This is a genomic window from Urechidicola vernalis (assembly GCF_031846385.1).
GTDB lineage: Bacteria > Bacteroidota > Bacteroidia > Flavobacteriales > Flavobacteriaceae > Urechidicola > Urechidicola vernalis.
This window is the reverse complement of sequence record NZ_JAVRHV010000001.1, coordinates 212,936-234,479: the sequence shown is the minus strand read 5'-3', so window position 1 is coordinate 234,479 and position 21,544 is coordinate 212,936. Positions and strand designations below refer to the sequence as shown.

13 protein-coding genes are annotated in these 21,544 nt (G+C 32.6%); 8 read left to right on the top strand and 5 right to left on the bottom strand.

Annotation, left to right across the window (positions count from 1 at the left end; translation table 11 throughout):
* Positions 1-2: 2 nt before the first annotated feature.
* From RM519_RS01125 to RM519_RS01115, 3 genes are all read right to left on the bottom strand, one after another.
* Positions 3-1,568 carry a hypothetical protein gene (locus RM519_RS01125; RefSeq protein ID WP_311591641.1) on the bottom strand — a complete coding sequence of 522 codons (1,566 nt, stop codon included), beginning with the start codon at positions 1,566-1,568 and terminating at the stop codon, positions 3-5.
* Between the two features lie 508 nt (positions 1,569-2,076).
* Positions 2,077-6,084 (bottom strand): hybrid sensor histidine kinase/response regulator transcription factor, encoded by a 4,008-nt coding sequence (locus tag RM519_RS01120; RefSeq protein ID WP_311591639.1) that lies wholly within the window; start codon positions 6,082-6,084, stop codon positions 2,077-2,079.
* 87 nt (positions 6,085-6,171) lie between these two features.
* Positions 6,172-7,746 carry a sulfatase gene (locus tag RM519_RS01115; RefSeq protein ID WP_311591638.1) on the bottom strand — a complete coding sequence of 525 codons (1,575 nt, stop codon included), beginning with the start codon at positions 7,744-7,746 and terminating at the stop codon, positions 6,172-6,174.
* Between the two features lie 330 nt (positions 7,747-8,076).
* Between RM519_RS01115 and RM519_RS01110 the strand changes: the two genes are divergently transcribed.
* Complete coding sequence (locus RM519_RS01110; protein ID WP_311591637.1) at positions 8,077-9,642, top strand: sulfatase family protein; 1,566 nt, start codon at positions 8,077-8,079, stop codon at positions 9,640-9,642.
* Between the two features lie 92 nt (positions 9,643-9,734).
* Here the strand turns inward: RM519_RS01110 and RM519_RS01105 are convergent, their stop codons facing one another.
* Positions 9,735-12,308, bottom strand: a complete 2,574-nt coding sequence (locus RM519_RS01105) for an alpha-L-rhamnosidase-related protein (RefSeq protein WP_311591636.1) — start codon at positions 12,306-12,308, stop codon at positions 9,735-9,737.
* Positions 12,292-15,246, bottom strand: coding sequence for a glycoside hydrolase family 2 protein (locus tag RM519_RS01100; protein ID WP_311591635.1), 2,955 nt, complete (start codon positions 15,244-15,246; stop codon positions 12,292-12,294). The genes RM519_RS01105 and RM519_RS01100 overlap by 17 nt, the downstream gene beginning before the upstream one ends.
* A gap of 202 nt (positions 15,247-15,448) precedes the next feature.
* On the opposite strand from RM519_RS01100, the gene RM519_RS01095 reads away from it, so the two are divergent.
* The 7 genes from RM519_RS01095 (at position 15,449) to RM519_RS01065 (ending at position 21,478) form a co-directional block, all read left to right on the top strand.
* Entirely contained in the window at positions 15,449-16,771 is a 1,323-nt protein-coding gene (locus RM519_RS01095) for a GntP family permease (protein ID WP_311591634.1), read from the top strand.
* A gap of 155 nt (positions 16,772-16,926) precedes the next feature.
* Positions 16,927-17,082 carry a hypothetical protein gene (locus RM519_RS01090; RefSeq protein ID WP_311591632.1) on the top strand — a complete coding sequence of 52 codons (156 nt, stop codon included), beginning with the start codon at positions 16,927-16,929 and terminating at the stop codon, positions 17,080-17,082.
* Positions 17,083-17,303: 221 nt separating this feature from the next.
* Positions 17,304-17,816, top strand: coding sequence for a hypothetical protein (locus RM519_RS01085; protein WP_311591631.1), 513 nt, complete (start codon positions 17,304-17,306; stop codon positions 17,814-17,816).
* A 65-nt stretch (positions 17,817-17,881) separates the two neighbouring features.
* Positions 17,882-18,292: an HYC_CC_PP family protein gene (locus RM519_RS01080; protein WP_432280171.1), complete on the top strand. Its 411-nt coding sequence runs from the start codon at positions 17,882-17,884 to the stop codon at positions 18,290-18,292.
* 95 nt (positions 18,293-18,387) lie between these two features.
* Entirely contained in the window at positions 18,388-20,622 is a 2,235-nt protein-coding gene (locus tag RM519_RS01075) for a TonB-dependent receptor (protein WP_311591629.1), read from the top strand.
* Positions 20,623-20,626: 4 nt separating this feature from the next.
* Positions 20,627-20,989 (top strand): heavy-metal-associated domain-containing protein, encoded by a 363-nt coding sequence (locus RM519_RS01070; RefSeq protein WP_311591628.1) that lies wholly within the window; start codon positions 20,627-20,629, stop codon positions 20,987-20,989.
* A 78-nt stretch (positions 20,990-21,067) separates the two neighbouring features.
* Complete coding sequence (locus tag RM519_RS01065) at positions 21,068-21,478, top strand: HYC_CC_PP family protein (RefSeq protein ID WP_311591627.1); 411 nt, start codon at positions 21,068-21,070, stop codon at positions 21,476-21,478.
* Positions 21,479-21,544 lie beyond the last annotated feature (66 nt).

Genomic DNA, 21,544 nt, shown 5'->3' with positions numbered 1-21,544 from the left:
GTTTATTTTTCTGAGGCTACAAAGTGTACATTTGATAATTCTGCGGTTCCAACTAGAGGTTTATTTGGTGTTGTATCGAAATACGTTTTAAGTCTAAACGCAACTGTAAATGACGTTTCTGTTTTATAATCCTCTAAATCTAATTCTCCTCTAACCCATAATTTATTCGCATTTTTTGCAGGGTCTTTAAGTCCATCTGGATCTGCACCCGTTTGATCACCCGGATACGGCGTACCTGTAAAAATGGTTCCGTTATCATTTATTTCACATTCTAGAATGTCATTTACTTGTGTCCACGTTGTAGTAGTTGGATCACCTGTATAATTCGTAGAAATCAAAACCTCAAAATCTATTGGTGCACTACCATCAGCCTCGTAACCCATTTTCTTTGTGTTGTAATTTAATTTGGTCCAATACACCATTTTAGAAGTAAAGCAACCTTCATACAAAGCTAGGTTTACTGCATCCATTACTAAATATGAATCAGAAGGTGCATTGATTCCCCAAAATGGCAATTCCAATGAATTTGTTCCAGAAACACCAGCTTCTGCTCTTGCATCAACGGCATCTTGTGTTGGTGGAGGTGGTATTGCTTTATTATTTTTATCACCTCTCCAATAAGCAAACTCATTATACCAATCATCGTCAGGTTTATGAAATTCAACAACCATATTCGAATATCCATCTCCTCCAAGCTGCACATTTTGTCTAGCAGTTGGTTTTAACGTTGGAAAGAAGAAGAAATCTTTTTCTTTATCTAATACTATTGGAGTTGTTGACAATACTGCTGTAAAAGTCTCTTCAAAACTTACTACTTCTTCACTAATATTACTAATTACATTAATTATTGGCATAATGGTTTCCTCAGCCGAAATTGAATACGAAGGATTCAAAGAAATTTCACCAGTAACTGGGTCTATATTTAATTTATCGGCCTCTGTTGCTAATTCATAACGAACATCATCATTTCCTCCAAATTTTTCAACTGGATTTGACTTCGTTGATTCACCGCTCACAAAATTCATTTTAAATGGGCAATAACTAATACCTTCAGTTAAAGCAGGACCTACAACCAATCTTAATGCATCTTCATACATACGAGATTCCATAGTTCCGTTAATTTCTGCTGAAATATTAAATGAGAATAAATATTCACCATTGGCAAAAGGATTGCCTTCCTCAATTACCACCTTACCCATTTGTGATAAATCATTCGTAATAACGATCCAAGAATTATCAGGGTCGTTAGGATCTTCAATCTCTGATTCTTTTTCAGAGTAATTCAAAACGGTAACCGCATTTAAATAAGAATCATCTAAGAATTGATCGTCTTTTTTAATGCTAGCCAATTCAAAAGTAACTGGCTTACCATTTGTATTCATAAAAGGAGCCGCGCTTTCAATATGGCTGAACTCTCTTATGTCTAAAATGTCTGGGTAGGAAATATCTGAAGGCAGCATTGCTACCTCAAGGTCTTCCCCAAAAGAATTGTCCTCTGTACAGCTCTGTGCTATTAGCAACACAAAAACTGACAAGAACAGTAACTTAAAAATAGTTTTTAATCTCATAAGTATAGTAATTAATTATTGTTTAGTTTCAGTTAATCTTGTCATTAGGTACTATTCTATTTTCAATAAAATAGACCTATAAATAGGTTCTATTCACACCTTATAACTATTCATAAAATTTTAAGAGTACACTTTAATTAATTCAAAGTTTAACAGGATATAGCTAACTGCAAGTATTACTACTATAAGTGCTTCTATCCAATATTCCTTAATGACTCTTTTAATTTTCATAAATAAGTTTGCAATGTGATTATCCAAAATTAAGAGTGAACAAATCCTTTTAAGTAGTACAGATTTGATTCATACTAGCACAAATACTAATTGCTTGATTTGTGTTAAAATTCATTTTATTTGTGCTAATTCAATTTTTGCGTGAAAAATTAAATTCAACCTGAAACTATATTTAAGGATAAACAGAAAGGCCGCTGTTTTTAATATTATCGAAGTAGTTAAAAGGCGCTTCAATTGAAGCGCCTTATAAATTTTCTAGATAATTAACGTGTTTTAATTATTTGCTAAAGGCTTTTGGAGACACACCATACATCTCTTTGAAACATTTTGTAAAGTAAGATGGATGTGTAAAGCCAACCATATACATTACTTCAGAAACATTTAAGTTTTTATTTTTAAGCAATTGGCCCGCTCTCTTTAAACGTATATTTCTAATAAATTCCGTAGCAGTTTGCCCTGTAAGGGCCTTTATTTTACGATATAAGTTTGTTGAACTTACACCCATTATTTCACTTAAGAGTTTTACTGTTAAAGCCGAATTATCAATTTCCTTTTCAATAGTAAGCAATAATTCATCTAGAAACTTTTCATCCAATGAATTTACAGTAACCTCAGAAGGTTCAAATTTCTGCTGGTTGGCAAACATTTTCTTTAAATCACTCCGCTGCTTTATTAAACTTTTCATTTTAGCCAATAAATGATCTAGATTAAACGGTTTTTGAATATAATCATCCACCCCTACTTCAATTCCTTCAATCTTCGAATCTACTCCTCCTTTTGCCGTAAGTAAAATAAAAGGAATGTGGCTTGTTCTAATATCTTCTCTCAACTTTTTACAAAACCGAAGTCCATCTACGTTTGGCATCATTAAATCTGATACTATAATATCTGGTAAATGCTTAATAGAACTTTGAAATCCGTACTTTCCATCTTCGGCCGTTAAAACATCGTATTTTTCATTTAATCCTAGATTTAAAAATTCGCGCATGTCCTCATCATCTTCAACTATCAACACTTTTAACTTTCCAGTTTTATTTTTAGCTTCTATAGATTCAATCTCAACTTCAATATTATCAACAGAATCCGTTTGCTGAATTTTATTATCCAACAAGTCTTCTTCCTGTACAATATCATATAATTCAAAAGCCTCTTTATTTAATGGTATTGAAAAAGTAAATTTACTGCCAACATTCTCTACACTTTCAAATTCTACTAAGCCGTTGTGTAAAGCAGCGTATTCATACACTAAAGATAATCCAATACCTGTTCCTTTTTGATTGGAATAATTTGAAGCGGAAAGACTGTTAAACCTGTCAAATATAGTTTCTTGGGCTTCTTTACTAATTCCTTTACCATTATCTGAAACCGTTACTAAAACAAATTTTTCAGCATCGTCTATTTTCACATGTACCCTAATTGTTCCTTTGTTCTGAGTAAATTTAAATGCATTTGAAAGTAAATTAAACAACATCTTTTCAACTTTCTCTGAATCAAACCAAATTATAATAGATTCAGACTCTTTATTAAATTCTAATAAAATCTCCCTTTTTGTTGCTTCTACCTTGAATTGATTTACAATTTGATTACAAAATTTAGTTATATCGTATTTTTGAATAAGTAATTGTTCGCCTCCAGCTTCAATCTTTCTAATATCTAAAATTTGATTTACTAACTTCTTTAATCTATCGGTATTCTTTTTTACCAAGCCCAATCTTTGTAGAGTATTGCTGTCTAAATCTTTTGTTAACAAGTCGTCTATTGGACTACTAATTAATGTTAATGGTGTTTTTAATTCGTGTGTAATATTTGTAAAAAAACGTGTTTTTAAGGAAATTAATTCTTCACTTTTCTGATACTCTAACTTTTCAAGTTTAAGTTCATTTCTATAGCGCTCTCTTTTTAATAAGGTTCTTCTATAGATTAAAATAAGTGCAATAAAAGTGATCAAGTAAAAGAATGACGCCCCGATAGATAGATAAAATGGTGGCTTAATTTTAATATTCAATTCTTTTGGAACACTATTAAATTTCCCTTGATTATTACTAGCCTTTACTTTTAAGGTGTAATTACCTGGCCTTACTTGTGTATATGAAACTCCGTATTGACCGTCATTTAGAGTTTTCCATTCATAATCATAATTCTCTAAAATATATTGATATTCTACAGTAGATTGTGCACTATAAAACAATGAAGAAAATTCTAATTGGAACGAATTTTCATCATAATTCAATGAGATTGATTCTGTATCATCTATTGAATTTGTACTAATAAACCTTGAATCTATTTCTTTATAAGGCTTCACTACCTCATTACCAATTTTTAAATTTGTCCATCGAACAGTTGTACTGTCTGGCACAACATTTAAATCATTTGAATTAAATGTTGTAAATCCCGTTTTACCTGTCACAAGCAAATTTTTATTTGCCATTAACTCTATTTGCTTTGGATTATCTATGCCCAACAAGTGATTTGGAACAGCCATCAATTTTTCAGAAGCGGAATCATAAATGTAGAATTTATTTTGTGCAATAAAATATACCATGGACCCAATTACTGCGGCACTCGAAAAATTAGTCAAAGATTCTTCTACTCTAGAAAAACTCTTATTAAAACTATTCCAATGAATCAATCCATTATAGGTAGCTGCCCAAAGGTTATTTTGAGCATCGAAAAATAATTGGTTAACGCTTGAAGACAACTCCTCTAGCCCCCCTTCTTCAAATCTGTCAACGACTCCGTTATGCGCATAAATACAGTTAAGTCCAGAACTTGTTCCTACCCAAATATTATCATTTTTATCAATTACAATATCTAAAATAGTGGTGGATGATAATGAATTTACGTTCGCTGAGTTATAGTCGAAATTTATAAAATCTAATTCTCCATTTTCATTTTCAATAACTTTAAACACTCCATTATTTGCTGTCCCCAACCAAACAGAACCTTTTGAATCCATTGCTAAACATGTTAGATAATTGGACTTCAACACATTTTCTCCTGTAGATTTAGATACATGATTCGTAATTTTTCCAGTTTTACCATCATAAATATTTAGGCCTCCAGAAGTTGCAATCCAAGTTTTTCCATTTTTCCCAATAAGAACGTCTTGTACCTTATTATGTAAAATTTTTGGTGGTAAAAATTGCTTAAAATTATTTTTTGCAAAACTATATTGAAACGCGCCTTGTTGGCTTGCGAACCAAATATCTCCATTTTCGCTTTCTGAAAAACCATTAATAATTATACCATCTCTAAATGGAGTAGTAGTATTATTGAATTGGTTGATTAAAATGGCCTCTGATTTCAAATAAATTAAATCAACTCCAGCATCTGTTGCAACCCATAAATTTCTATTGCTATCTAGATAAATATTATTGATAACATTATTACTAATAGAATTTGAATCATTATAATTATAAAATAAATTAGTAAATTTATTCTCCTCTACATCAAATATGTTCAATCCTAAATCGGTTCCTAACCACAATTGATTGCCTACAGGCTGCACAGTTTTAACAACATTGTTACTAATTGAATTCTGAGTGTCAGAATGATTGAATTGCTTAAAATCTTTAGAATATCTATTAAACAAACACAATCCTGTTTCCGTACCAATAGCAAGAATACTATCGTTAGTAGAATCTATAGGTTGTATACTTAAAATAAGGTTATTAGAATTTAATAAAACATCTCTACTTTGCAATTTAAAATGATCAATTTTCTTTTTTCCACGATCTATTAGGTTTAATTGATCATAGGTACCAACCCAAATATTTCCATCGCTATCTTCATAGGAGGTTCTAATAACTTTATTACTTAAACTTTCTGACATTGATGGCTGATGCCTATATAATTCTTTAAAAACACCATCAATGGAATAAATCAAAAGTCCCGTTACGGAACCAATTATAATTTCATCGTTTTTAGTTTTATTCAAGCTTCTTACACTAGCCCCATTTATAAAGTCATCTTCTACATAAATGCTTTTTTCACTTTTAGGGTTATATATATATTGTCCATTTGATGTTCCTATCCATATCTTTCCTTCAGAATCTTCAATTAAAGAAGAAATACTTCCAAATGATCTCGATTCTATATCACTCTTAACATAGAAGATTTCTACTCCTTTATATCCATTAAATAAAATTAGGCCTCCATCAAATCCAAACCACATAAAACCTTTTGAATCTTCAAGAATAGCATTTGCTCTTGTATTCTCAAATTTTGATGGTAACTCTATATTCTTAAATTCGTATTTTCCTTGCGCCAGGGAATGAAATGACACAATTAATAACAAATTAATAATCAAAAAAGTTAATCGATTTTTCAATACTGTAAAAGGTTTTTAAAATTAAACAAACTTAATTCTTAATTAATCAAGGCTAAAATTAAGAATATACTCCATTTCACGTTTTAAACGCTTCTTTATTTTTACATATGTTTTATCTGAGGCCAAATTATTCCATTCAAAAGTATCATTTTTATGGTCATACAATTCTTCTTTACCATTTGAATATCGAATATATCTATAATCGGCAGTTCTATAAGAGAAATTCTGCTCATTCAATGATTTATTATTGCCATAATTCCCTACCATAGTCAGTGCGCCGTTCGGTCCCTTCCAATCTTTAGAGTTTGTATTTTTTAAAAATGGTTTTAAACTATAGCCTCCAAGTTCTCCTCCTAAATCGTTTTTCTTATTAGATCCTTTTAAATTACACAATTCTATTAATGTTGGGTAAATATCTATTAAAGATACGGGTTGAGTTACTTTACCAATAACAGGAGAGTTACCCCTTTTAATTAAAAGCGGAATTCGAGTACTTTCTTCCCAAGGTGAATTCTTAAACAGGTACTCTTTTTCTCCCATTTGCCATCCATGATCACTTGTAAAAACAACAATTGTATTTTTACTTAACGGACTTTGCTCAAGAGCATTTATAACCTTACCTATTTGCTCATCTACAAAGGTTACACAAGCTAAATAGGCCTGTAAAAAATGTTTTAATGCTAATTCTCTATCACCGTTGTATGATTCTAAAAGCGTTCTATAGAGTTTTGGCCCCTTATTTTTTTTATTAAAATTCTCTAACCAATGTAAATCATCTATATCATTTTGCATCCAAGGGCTCAATTCCAATTCTTCAATCGGATACAAATCAAAATACTTATCTGGAGCGTGCAAAGGCGTATGAGGTCTCACAAAACCAAGTCCCATAAAAAAAGGTTGATTAGTCTTTTCTAATTTTTCTAACTTCTCAATAGCCCATTTTGCATGCTTTTCATCTTGCAATAAATCCCTGTCATTTTCATTTATATATCTAAATGGTTTTTTATCCCATCCGTTAACCCAACCAGGTTTTCCTCTTTCTCCTGTTGATACACCTGCTGTAGAAAGCCTTCCATACGAACCATCCACAGAACCAATAGAATTATAAGGTGCCGGAACTTTCGGGTGTGCAACATTATTTTCTCCATCATTATAAACAGGACCATAATTGTGCTTATAGTTTGCTCCCCATTCATCCCATTCCTCTGGAGGTTTTCCATGAGTTAGTTTCCCTGAACCCAAAGTTTTATAACCATTTTCTTGAAACAACTGCATCATCGTTTTATTGTTCTTTAAAACTGGTTGATTATGCAAAGGTGTCCATCCAAAATCTTTAGAATCATGTGCATAAACTCCAGTAAAAAGGCTATTTCTTGAAGGTTGACACACAGGAATATTCGTTTGTGCATTTACAAATTGGATACTAGATTTTGCCAATTTATCTAAGTTAGGAGTAATGGCTTGAGGATGTCCTCCAAAAGAGCCTAAATAATCATTCAAATCATCGCACATAATAAAAATCACATTTGGTTTTTTATCTGATTGTGCATTGACAGAATTAGAAATTATAAAACTTATACTTATAAATAAAAAGCACTGAAATTTAAATATCCTCATTTATTATTGATTTTCTTACAGGAGATGTTAATTCTTCAAAAATAATAGAAAAACGACGAGATAGTTGCACAAATACAACGAACAATAGCACAAATTATACATGGCTCGATCCATTTTATAAATACTCTAACACTTCGTTTTAAACTTTACTTTTTTACATTTTATAGGCCAGTATTGGGTGTTCACTTTTCTGCCGAGACTCCAAATATCATAACAATAATGTTCTTGGAGTTAATTTCTACTCTAATTCGGGTAATTAATTAAGATGCTATTACTTGGTAAGTTTATTATATTAGCCACTTTTACAAAACACATAACACTATAGTATCAATGCGAAAAATTAAATCATCTTCCTTATTCGCTATTTTGTTTGCAAGTGCAACTTTATTCTCTTGCCAAAACAAAAGTGATAAAAAGGAGACAACACAAAAAACAAATAATAAACCAAATATCGTTTTTATTTATACTGACGACCTTGGTTATGGAGATATAGGAGCCAATGGCGCTACAGAAATAAAAACCCCCAATATTGATGATTTAGCAAATGGCGGTGTTAGATTTACCAATGGTTATGCAAGTTCTGCTACATGTACTCCAAGTAGATATGCCTTATTAACAGGTGTTTATCCTTGGAAAAACAAAAGAGCAAAAATATTACCTGGAACTGCACCATTAATTATAGATACGGAACAAATGACGGTTCCAAAAATGTTAAAAGAAAAAGGATACCATACAGGAATCGTTGGAAAATGGCATTTAGGATTAGGAACAGGTAATGTAAATTGGAATGAAACTGTTACTCCTGGCCCGAATGAGGTTGGGTTCGATTATTCTTATATTATGGCAGCAACTCAAGATAGGGTTCCTACAGTGTATATTGAGGACGGAGATGTTGTAGGATTAGATCCTAACGACCCTATTGAAATTAATTACAAGAAAAATTTTGAAGGACAACCGACTGGAAAGAAAAATCCAGAATTACTTTCAATGAAATGGCATCATGGTCATAACAGTAGTATTGTAAATGGTATTCCAAGAATTGGTTATATGAAAGGTGGTGAAGCCGCTAAATGGAGTGATGTTGATATGGCAGATCATTTTTTAAAAGGTGCACAAGACTATGTTAAGAAACATAAAGATGAACCTTTCTTTTTATACTATGCATTACAACAACCACATGTACCAAGAACACCACATCCACGTTTTGTTGGGTCGTCAGGAATGGGACCAAGAGGAGATGTTATTGTTGAGGCTGATTGGGTTATTGGTGAATTTATTAAAACGCTAGAAGCGGAAGGCTTATTAGAAAACACTTTAATTGTATTCTCTAGTGATAATGGTCCTGTACTAAACGATGGATATTATGATAACGCCGTTGAAAAATTAGGAGACCATACACCAGCAGGTGGCTTAAGAGGAGGTAAATACAGTTTATTTGAAGCAGGTACAAGAGTTCCTTTCGTAACTTATTGGAAAGGTAAAATACAGCCTACTGTTTCGGACGCTTTAGTTTGTCAATTAGATTTATTGTCATCAGTTGCAAAACTTGTTGATAGTGAAACACGCGTAGATGATAGTAAAGAATTACTAGATGTATTTTTAGGAAAAAGTAACGAAGGGCGTGAGTCATTGGTTATTGAAGCAACTTCTAGGACTGCATTTAGAAAAGGTGATTGGGCAATGATTCCTCCTTACGATGGTGCCGCTAAAAACAAATTGGTAAACATAGAGTTAGGGAATCATAAAAATTATCAATTATACAATCTTAAAACAGATTTAGGACAAGAAAAGAATCTTGCAAAATCTAATCCAGAGAAATTAGCTGAAATGATTAAAGATTACGAAGCCATATTGGGTGATAATAAATCTAAAGCAGAAGCCTTAGAATTACATTAATAGTAGAATTTCAATTATTAAAAAAGCTGCTTAATTCATTTTAAGTAGCTTTTTTTTATTAGAAATGATTTCGAATATTGAAATTATTCTTTTTAGAATTCAATTTTGTAAGCCCCAGAATTCAACATTAATTGAGTTTCTTCCGCTATAAATTTTCCGTTTGTCTTAATTCTCTTAGAGTTTAAACTTTCAAGATCCAATAAAACTTTTGTGTTTTTTGGTATAGAAATTTCCAGTTCGCTGCTACCTGTAAGATTCCATTTAATAGTTAAACTTCCTTTTGGTGTTGGAAATGCTCCTTCAATGGTTTTTAAACTCGTGTCCGGTTTTTCTAAAGATATGATTTTCATACCTGGAACTATTGGCTTCAATCCAAATACAAATTCCGCTATTAATGCCGGAGGAAATACACTTTCCGTTTGTGCATCACTCCGTGTTCTTCCTCCAACAAAAGTTCCAGAACGACCAGTACCGTCTAACCACCATTCTTCCCATAATGTTTGATTTGTACTCGGGTTAAGCATATGTTTAAAACGATTATAAAGCATTTCTAAAGATTGCGCTTCATATCCATAATTTGCAATCCCTTTATGCAAAAAGTATGACATTGCTGGACTTACCATTGTCACACCATTTGCTCTTTTAATGAAATTATGATTATCTTTTTGTAGCAATTGGGTTATAACTCTTTTGGCTTGAACATCCGTTGCTACATCCTCTGCCAACATCATAGCATTTGCATGCTCGCTAAACTGAGTCGATTGTTCTCCATTTTTAAAAGCATCAGAAAAAAGCCCTTTCTCCTCATTCCATAAATTAGATTGTAAAGATGCAGCGAGCAATTCCGCTCTACTTTGATACTTCATTTCATCATTGTATCCTAACCACTCCAATATTTTTTTAAAGTCTTTTAGAGCCCCTAAATAATGGCCATTTAGGTTTGTATTTGCTCCCGTTCTATCATTTAAAGTATGATCTAACCAATAAGCATAAGGTGGATTATCAATCATTCCATATTCATTTGTAAAACCATGAAGCAATTCCATTAATTCTATGGCGTTGGGAAGTAATTGCCTAACCGTTAATTCGTCACCAGAATACAAGTAATAATTATATAAACTACGAATCCACAAGCAATTAGAATCGAGTATAACCATATAATCCTCCTTAGCAAGCGGTGCATAGGCAGGCATTAAGCCGTTAGGTTCTTGTTCTTGAGCCGTTTGGATTAAATATCTACGTTGAAGTGAGTGATCTCCAAATGTGAAATAATTTCCGAGTGCTGCATAATAACCCGTTTGCGCATATTGTCGGCGCTCTCTATAGTTATCTGTATATGCATCTGTAGTTGCAACATCTATGGTTTTAGCAGAAGCTTTCCAAAGATCTTCTAACCAAGTTGCTTCAGGTATATGAATAGAACCTTTTAAACTAAATGGATATTTTATTGTGTGCACTCCAACTTTGGAAATTTCAACTTCTGAATTATTTTCAATTAAAACTGCTAAATATCGGGTTGGCTTAAAATATAAAGCTTGCCATTTATCTTGCTTTCCGGAGAGCCTAATTTGGTCATGATATTTAGATGCTATAATGTGCTGAGAAAAAACATCATTAACCATATAAGGGGCTGAAAGAATATGAATTTTACTTCCTTCCTTTCCTTTAATTTCTAATTTAGGCATTCCGTTTTGAACCGTTCCAAAATCATATAAGATGAAGTTATGCATATTAGAACTTGAAACCCGCAAGGGAAAAACACTTTCAGTTGGCTTATCTAATTCAATCTTAAGTCCTTTATTAGACATCAAATTATTGAATTCATTCATAGATAAACTTTGACGTTTTACTATTGAGGGTGCTTCAACATAATCTTCTATTAAATAAGGAATATCTCTTGGGATTAAAGAAATCCATGGGTTAATAAATGTCGAAGGAGGATCGCTTTTCTTAGGTGCTGGCCAACCATCATTCCTTTTTAAAGGTGCTGCTTGCTTCCAAGAACTATCGTCAAAATCAATTGCGGTCCAATTTCCTATATCTTTTCTAAAATCAACTTGATCATTCACATCCATTTGAAATCTACTCATCAAATCTTCTTGAAAATTCCAAGTTGGATCAGCAAGTACTTTCCATGTATTATCCGTTTGTAAAACTTTAGCGGCCATATTTAATTGAGCTAACAGCCCTGCTCTACCTTTTTGATGATACGAAAATTTACTGTTCTGAAAATGAACTTTTATGGCGATGGTATTTTTACCTTTAACCAAAACAGAAGAAACATCTAAAATATCAAACGATTGATGATGTGGTGCACTTCTAGCTGGTCCTTGATTAATTGATTTATTGTTTATAACTAATTCATACTTATAACTTGCTGTTAATCGAAGTAATGCTTTTTGAGGCACTTCATCAAGTTCAAAAGATTTCCTCGCCAACATTAATGTAGCTTCATTGTTTTTAGGGAGCCAAATCCAATGTGCCTGCCAATTAAAATCCGGTTCCTCCGACGCATTTGGCAATTTCCAAATTCCTTGAACACCATATGGTAATTCCGAATTTTGAGCATTTAAAGAACTAAAACACCCCACAATTAATAACGCCGCACATAATATTTTAAGTCCTAAAGGATGCTGTAAAGAACTTAAACTATTGTTTAGATGCATAATCAATCATGTTAATTAATACCTTATCTGCAACTGGATCTTTTCCTAAAAATTCTAAGATCTGAAGTGTAGAAAGCAAGAGCATTCCTTTACCCATTGGTGCTTCTAAAACATCGGCGGCATACCAAACATCACCTGTTCCATTAAAATGACGGACCATCAAATCCATACCTGGAAAGTGATCATACCCAATCATTCCTGCAATGTAATTACCTTCTTGCATCGCCATAGAATTCTTTGGGTGTATGTTTTCATATACCCCATGCATAATCTGATTTGTAGGTAACCCCATAAAAATTGGATGTTCAGTTGTGATATGTGATTTAGCGGCCCACCCTCCTCTGGTATCCCAAGGCTGTAATAATTTTATATCAAAAGGTATATTCTCCAACCCATTTTTTACCAATATTCTATCTCTTGCACCAATTGGAGTACCCATTACATCTAACATAATTGCATATCCGCCTTTTTCAACAAATTTATTTACCGAATTCACCAACTCTTTATGTGCTTCGTTTTTCTTTTTAAGATTTCCAACGATAACGGTGGTATTTATGTCTGTACCTTTGGAAAAAAATTCGAATGCAATCCCTTCGTTTTTTAAAAACGGGGCCAATGAATTTTCTGGATCTACAATTGCTACTTTTTCTTTTGCAACGCTTACACTAATTTTCTTAAACACATCAAAAGACTGGTTATTTGAAACGATCAATTCTCCTTTATCGTTCTTAATTGTAACAAAAACCTCATAGGCTCCATCCATGTCTGAAGTGTTTAATTTAGTTGAAAACAATTCAGAAATTCCAGTATTAAAATCTTTTGTTATCGAGTTTTTGAAAACCCTTTTCCCTTTCTCTGATTTAATAGCAATACCTAAAGTTACATTCTCAGACTCCAATTCGCTTACTCCATGAATCTCTATATAAGCACCTTGTTCGGCATAAACATTTCTTGGTAAAATACGAATTGGCGCAATTTGAGGCTGATTGGCTTCCTTGGTTAAATCGTATACCAAAGTTTTAGGGTTTCTCCATAAATCTAGCAATCCTGCGCCTAATACCCAATCACCTCCAGTTAATGCATGTACACAGTACCCACCTACCATATTATTTAAGCGCGTAGCCTCAATCATTCTTTTATTAGCAATGCCATGCATCTTCTGTTGCTCTAAATAGAAATCAGTTACATCTGGGTAAATTTTATCAAAACCTGTTTCTTTTAGAATATTTCTATAGCCTTCATCCAATTCAAAATGATCTCTATAAACAGCAGTAATCGGATTTCCTTTCTTTTTAAATTCTCTTAGATTCTCAGTTAAATTCGGTGTACTTCCATATCCAAGTTCCGAAATATAACTCATAATACCAGGAACTACATTTTTTCCAAATCCTTTTTGAAGGCCATATTTTTTTGCTTCTTCTTTTGTTTTTCCTGTTACCAAATAACCATTGAATTCCTTTTCATTTACTTGTGACCCACTGTAATGATGAATATCATTAAACTTAGTTGGAGTCCTTTCAAAAGGTAGGTAAATATTTGCTCCTTCTCCCCATCCACCAGATTCGTCTAAAATCATTCTAGTTGGATCTAACTCTCTTGCCAAAACAGACATAGAATTAAGCATTTGTGCTAGAATTGGCCTGTTTATCTCGTTAAATAATTCCCACTGGACAATACAAGTTCTATTACGATTACTCAAAATTGTTTGTCGTAGTTCATTCTCCACTACAAAAGGTAATCTTGGTGTAGAAATAGGGCGATGCATACATTCAACAGCCAAACTACCAACCGTTAATACTCCCATTTCATCACATAAATCTAACCACATTTTAGGTGCAGGTTTACGCCAAGGTCTGATCATGTTAAAACCAGCCTCCTTCGCCAGTTTTATTTCTTTTATTGCCATTTCCTTACTGTCTGGATATGCCAAGCCTATAGGGTATAAACCTTCAAAAAACGCTGCCTTTAAATAAAGGGGGTTGTTATTCAAATAAAACTGATTGTTTTTAACAGTAAATTCTCGCATACCAAATCTATGTGACCAAGAATCTGATATTTCATTTTCTTTAATCAAATAAACTTTGGCTTTATATAAATAAGGATTTTCAACATCCCAGTAAATTGCATTTTTAATATTAAAGTTCCAATTCACCACATTCTTACCCGGAAGAGCGGTTAGAGTTCCCTCTTTACGACCGACAATATCACCCTCTTTGCCACTTATTTCTACCACAACCTTTGTATCTTCAGATTGTGCCTTTACGTTTTCAATTTCAATGTTAAACCTTGCTGAATTATTCGAAATATTTGGTTCTATAAATACATCTTTTATACCAACTGTACCTTTCGCCTTTAAACTCACATCTTGCCAAATTCCTCCATTAAGGGCACCACGCCACATCGGAACTTCTTGCCTCCCTAAGCCATCAATATTTTTATCGGTAAGAATAATTGGGCTTATAACCCTTACAATTAAAACATTTTCTTTTCCTGGATTTAAAAGTTTATCAATTCGAAAACTAAAAGGAGTATATCCTCCTTCGTGAAATCCAACCACTTGATCGTTAATCCAAATTTCTGATTTATAATTAACGGCTTCAAAATGAAGTTCCACTATTTTATTTTTCCAATTTTGAGGAGTTTTGAATTTTGTTCGGTAAATACCAACGCCTTCATAATCTTGTTTTATTTGTTCCCAACAACTAGGAACCGCAATTTGTTCTTTGCTTGGATTTTCCTCGAAATTCTCATTTAAAAACCATTTCTTAGAAATGCCTTCATTATTATCATCAAAAATTATATCCCAAGTTCCATTTAAGGAAAATTCATTTTCAATATTAGTTTTTTGACTCATTGCAAAAAAGGGAATTGCAATGAAAAGGGCTAATGCTGTTCTAATGTGTTTCAATCTAGGTATATTCAAAAAATTAAATCTCATTTATGTTGTTTAAATGCTAATTGCAACAAATATGCTAATAATGAAAAAAAACGCACCTTCAAATACTACCAGAACACTTTCAAAAATTAACAAAGCTAAGTTAAAATTAAAGTCTTAATCAGAGACATAAATTAATCTACATTCTAAATTTTCAATTATTTATGTACCTTCCACTTTCTAAAAAACTAGTTCATTTCAGTTTATGATCATTACGCTTTCTTCTATTATTGTTGTTTTAATTTTACTAATTATTTCTATCTCAAAATTCAAGTTACATCCATTTATAGCGCTAATTTTAGCATCTGTAGGACTTGGTTTACTTATAGGATTTGATGGCGTAAAAACTATAGAAGTTCTTTTGAATGGATTTAGCGGCACCTTAAAATGGATCGCTATTGTTGTTATTTTAGGAGCATTTATTGGTGAAGTCTTAAATGAAACTGGGGGTGCAAAACGAATTTCTAATGCAATCTTAAAATTGGCAGGTCAAAAAAGAATTCCTTGGGCAATGGGAATTACGGGATACATTGTCTCAATTCCCGTTTTTGTAGATGTGGCATATATTCTCTTTCATCCTATAGTAGAAGCCCTATCTAAAAAAAGTAAAACACCCGTAATCGTAATCGGGTTGTCGTTGGCCGCTGGTTTAACGGTATCACATACTTTGATGCCGCCAACACCAGGTCCATTGGCTGTTGCAGCTTTGTTAGAAGCGAATTTAGGTAGAATGCTTCTGATTAATTCAATTGTGGCGGTTTTTGCTGTAATTGGCGGGGTACTTTGGGCAAAAACTTATTGTAGAAAATTTACAATTGACTTTGATAAAAACAATCTAAACGAAGAATTAGAAGTCGTACAGAATGAAAGTAAAAAACAACTTATTTTATTGGATCTGCTACCCATTCTCGTTCCCATATTATTAATGGGAATTGGCGCATTTATAGAAAATAATGAAAGTGCATTAGGAAAAATATTTGCCTTTGTTAGTATTCCGATGGTTGCCGTATTCATCGGTGCATTTATTGCAATGCTAAATTATTTATGGAATCATAAAAAATCAAATGTAAATAAACTTGTCGATGCTGCAATTGTAAAATCGGCATTGGTAATAATGATTACAGGAGCCGGAGGTGCTTTTGGATATATTATTAGAGAATCTGGAATACAAGATTCCTTAGGAACTTACTTTGTAAGTATGCCCTATTTGAGTTTTTTACTCCCTTTTATTCTTGCAGCGGTGCTTACTACTTCTACAGGTTCAATCACAGTTTCACTCATTGGTGCAGCCTCGATTCTAGGTCCAATGTCTCATATGATGCCGTATTCTCCTGAACTGATGGGCGCACTTATTGGTTGTGGAGCATTCTGTGTTTTTCATGCGAATTCAAGTTTCTTTTGGCTTTTAAATAGATTACACAATATTCCAGTAAACACCTTGTATAAAACCTATACCCTTCAATCATTAATTATGGGACTTTCAGGATTCATTGGAGTCTGTTTATTATATGCTCTTGGAGTTCGGTAAGAGTAGAAATTTGTCTTTCATACATAAATAATCTCTTTACAAGTCTTACCAAGTAAAGTACTGCTTCATTTTTAATAAGCTAGGGCAGGCCATGTCGTCTTTAAAACAAATCATTGGAAGTAATTTTGAAATCTCAATAAAATCGAAAATGACCAATGGAAAATAAAAACAACATATCAATGGATTTTAAAAAAGATACTGAATTAATTCAACAATCAGGAGACAAAACGGTTTATGCAACCGATATTAAATTTATTGTGTTTATTTTTTTAACAATTCTAATGGGTTTAACCATTTATTCCATCATATAACATTTGCTTCAATAATAGTTTTTTCCGTTTCATGAATTAATTAGGAAGGTTCATCTTAATTCTATCGAGACAAATTCTTGTATTAATTAATATTTGCAAGACGAAACAAACTATTTATATTCGGAAATCATTAACCCCACCGCATATATAGTTTCTTGAGCCTCCTAATTTGGAGGCTCTTTTTTTTTCATTACATTTATACAAACAATTAAAACTTTATTATGAAAATTCGTTTTACACTACTATTCACCTTTATTTGTACCACTTTTATTTTTGCTCAAGAAAACAAACAAGATAATACTACAATTGACAATCTTATTTCTAACCTATACGGCGTAATTTCTGGCGAAAAAGGAGAAGCTAGAGATTGGGATGCTTTTAATAACCTTTACTACCAAAATGCCCGACTAATTCCATCTGGAAAAAATAAAGATGGGATAACTGGAGCCAGATACATGACGCCACAAGATTATATTGATGGCTCTGGAAAATGGCTGGTGGAAAACGGCTTTCATGAAATTGAAATTAGTAGAGAAGTTCAACAATTTGGAACTGTAGCACATGTATTTAGCACTTATGAAGCAAAAAAAAGCAAATCGGATACCGAACCATTTATGCGAGGAATTAATAGTATTCAACTCTTAAATGATGGAACTAGATGGTGGATCTTAAATATTTATTGGACCCAAGAATCTGAAGAGAATCCGATTCCTGAAAAGTATTTGCCTAAATAATTTTTAGACAAATTTAACTTAGATATTTTTCGATTTTATATTCAAATTGTATTTTTGTATCCGAAATGAAGCAAACCTTCCATAAAATATTGTCTACCCTAATGGCTGTTGTAGTATTACTCTCTACAATGTCCTTTACGGTTAGTAAACATTATTGCGGAGACATTTTAGTAGATACTGCCATTTTTGAAGAACTTGAAGGCTGTGGCATGCAAATGGCTATGGAAGAAACTGAAAGCCATAGTGAAGAAGAGAAGTCCTGTTGCATCAATACAGAAGATTTTGTAGATGGCGAAGAAACCGAACAACTTCCGATACAAAAAGTATCAGCACTAGATGTTTTCTTTGTAGCTGCTTTCATTCTAACTTATCAAGAACTAGAATTAACCGATAATTCTAATCTTTATTTTACGCCCTACATCTCCCCTCCTAATCTCGAGGATAGAGTCGTATTATTCGAGAATTTCAGAATCTGATTTTTATTAAACCTTGTTAATCCTCTTTTACGTATACGTAAAAGAAAACGTAAACGTCCTGTTTACAAAACATGTGTATTAATAAAATTTTAAAAATGAAAAAAAACATAATTATATTATTTGTGCTACTTCCTTTGGTATCATTTGCACAAGATACCTTAAAGGGAATGGCAATGATCCAAGAAAATGGACAAATGAGTGGCTTACCAGGGGCTACAGTATATTGGTTAGATACTGATATTGGAACTACTACCAACGACAAAGGTTGGTTCACTATTAAGTACAAACCCGAATACAAAAAACTGGTTATTAGCTATATTGGCTATAGAACAGATACTATCGAAGTTACTTCAGCAAATCAAGAAATTCATCATATTCTTAAAGATGAAAGCGAATTGGAAGAGGTGGTTTTAAACGCAAAAAAGAAAACTACAAGTGTTTCCTATTTATCTACTGCTAACATTTCAACTATTACATCAGATGAATTGTTAAAGGCTGCTTGTTGTAATCTTTCAGAAAGCTTTGAAACGAATCCTTCTATAGATGTGAATTTTTCTGATGCTGTAACCGGTACAAAACAAATTCAAATGTTAGGCTTAAACAGTCCTTATTTATTGATTGCTCAAGAAAACATTCCAACCGTTAGAGGTGCATCACAAGCATATGGCTTAACTTTTACACCTGGAACATGGATAGAAAGCATCCAAATAACAAAAGGTGCTGGGAGTGTAGTAAATGGATATGAAAGTATTGCAGGTCAGATTAATGCTGAATTGGTGAAACCACTTACGGATGATAAATTATTTGTAAACCTATATGGCGCGAATAACGGAAGATTGGAGTTAAATACCCATTTCAATCAAATACTATCTGATAAATGGAGCACTGGTCTTTATATTCATGCAAATGACAGATCTAAAAAGAATGATCAAAATGATGATAATTTTTTAGATATGCCTATTGGAAGCCAGATTAATGTTATGAATCGTTGGCAATATCAGAATGTAGAAACTGGTTGGGTTGGTTTTCTAAATCTTCGATATTTAAATGATGAAAAGCAAGCAGGTGAAGTAGATTTTAATCCTGACACGGATAAAATGACGACCAACGCTTGGGGAAGTGAGATTGAAACGAATCGTTTTGATACTGCCTTAAAATTAGGATATGTTTTTCCTGAAATCCCTTTTCAAAGTGTTGGGTTTCAAACAGCATATAGTAAACACAATCAAGACTCTTATTATGGCTTAAGAACTTACAATATTGAGCAAGAGAGTGTGTACTCTAGTTTAATTTTCAATTCAATTATAGGCGATACAAGAAACAAGTTTAAAACTGGTTTTACTTTTACTTATGATACCTATAAAGAAATGGTAGAACTTGTTGATTACGGTAGAAATGAAAACTCTATTGGGGCATTTTTTGAATATGCTTTTGATAATTTAGATGAATTTAGTTTTACCGCTGGCTTAAGAGCAGATCAACACAATAAATTAGGATTCTTTGTAACACCTAGATTTCATTTAAGATACGCCCCTTGGGAAAAGGCAGTAATTAGAGGTTCCTTTGGAAGAGGAAAACGAAGTGCTAATGTATTCGCTGAAAATCAACAATTATTTGCATCAAACAGAAGTATTAATCTAATTGATGCTGGTGGAAAAGTTTATGGATTAGATCCGGAAACTGCGTGGAATTATGGTGTTAGTTTTTTACAAGGATTCAACCTTTTTGATAAAAAAGGTGATGTGCTTATTGATTTTTTTAGAACTGATTTTACCAACCAAGTCGTTGTAGATTGGGAAAACCCGCAGGAAATTGCATTTTACAATTTAGACGGAAAGAGTTTTGCAAATAGTTTTCAAACAGAAATTAACTATAATGTTATTGAGAATGTAGATGTAAGACTATCCTATAAATTTTATGATATTTCTACCGATTATAAAGATGGAACAAATAGTAAACCTTTGGTGCCTAAACATCGTTTTTTCGCAAATGCAGGATACAAAACAACTGTAAGAAACAATAGTTATTGGATGTTTGATTTAACTTATAATTTAGTAGGGAAACAACGTTTTCCATTCACTGGAACGAACCCTACAGAATATCAAAGGCCAGAATATTCACCTTCAACAAATTTGTTAAATGCACAAATTACTAAGATTTTTTCTCCTAAATTTGAGGTGTATATAGGTGGAGAAAATATTACAGGTACTACACAAGATAATCCTATTATAGCATCGGAAAATCCGTTTAACCCGTATTTTGATAGTACTCTGGTATATGCTCCAATTAATGGAGCAAACTTTTATACAGGATTAAGATTTAAACTTTAATATTATGAAAAAAATAATTTTATTTATTGGAGCAGTGCTTATGGCAACATCCATTTCAGCTCAGAAACCAAAGAAAAACGCAAAAGTATCTTTTGAAGTTGATGGCATTTGCGGAATGTGTAAAAAAAGAATTGAGAAAGCTGCCTTGAATACTAAAGGTGTAAAGTTTGCTAGTTGGGATGTTAAAACTCATGAATTATCATTGATAATTGACGAACGTAAAACCACCGTTTTAAAAGTTCATGAAAGTGTTGCGGCTGTTGGACATAGTACAAAAGAAGTGACGACTACACCTGAAGTGTATAACAAATTAGATCCATGCTGCTTATATAACGATGAGCAAGTCATAAAAGACCATCAAAATTAAAACACTAAATAAAATATGAGTATTCAAACACCTCGTCTGAAAACTCATATTTTTATTTTTCGTATGTTTGTGCATAATATGAAACAAATCATCCACAAAATAATATCACTATCCTTGGCCTTTGTAGTACTAGTGTCTACAATGTCATTTACCGTGAATATGCATTATTGTGGAGACAATTTGGTTGATACTGCCATTTTTGTAGAAGCAGAAACCTGTGGCATGGAAATGGACACTACTGCTGCTGATTGTTCTGTAAAAAAGAAAAATTGTTGTACTAAAAAACAAGTTATTGTAGAAGGTCAAGACGAATTAAAAATTTCTTTTGATACCTTATCTTTAAATCAACAATACATTATTTCATCATTTGTATACACTTTTGCACAACCTGTAGAAATTTTAGATGAATCACCTTTAGTATTCAATAATACATCACCACCCAAAGTCGTCAGGCAACTCTTTAAGATTGACGAATCTTACTTAATTTGATTTTTAAACAATAGATTGTATTATCCTATGGTAATTCCATTAGGATAATTTCGTGCATTCGGTGTT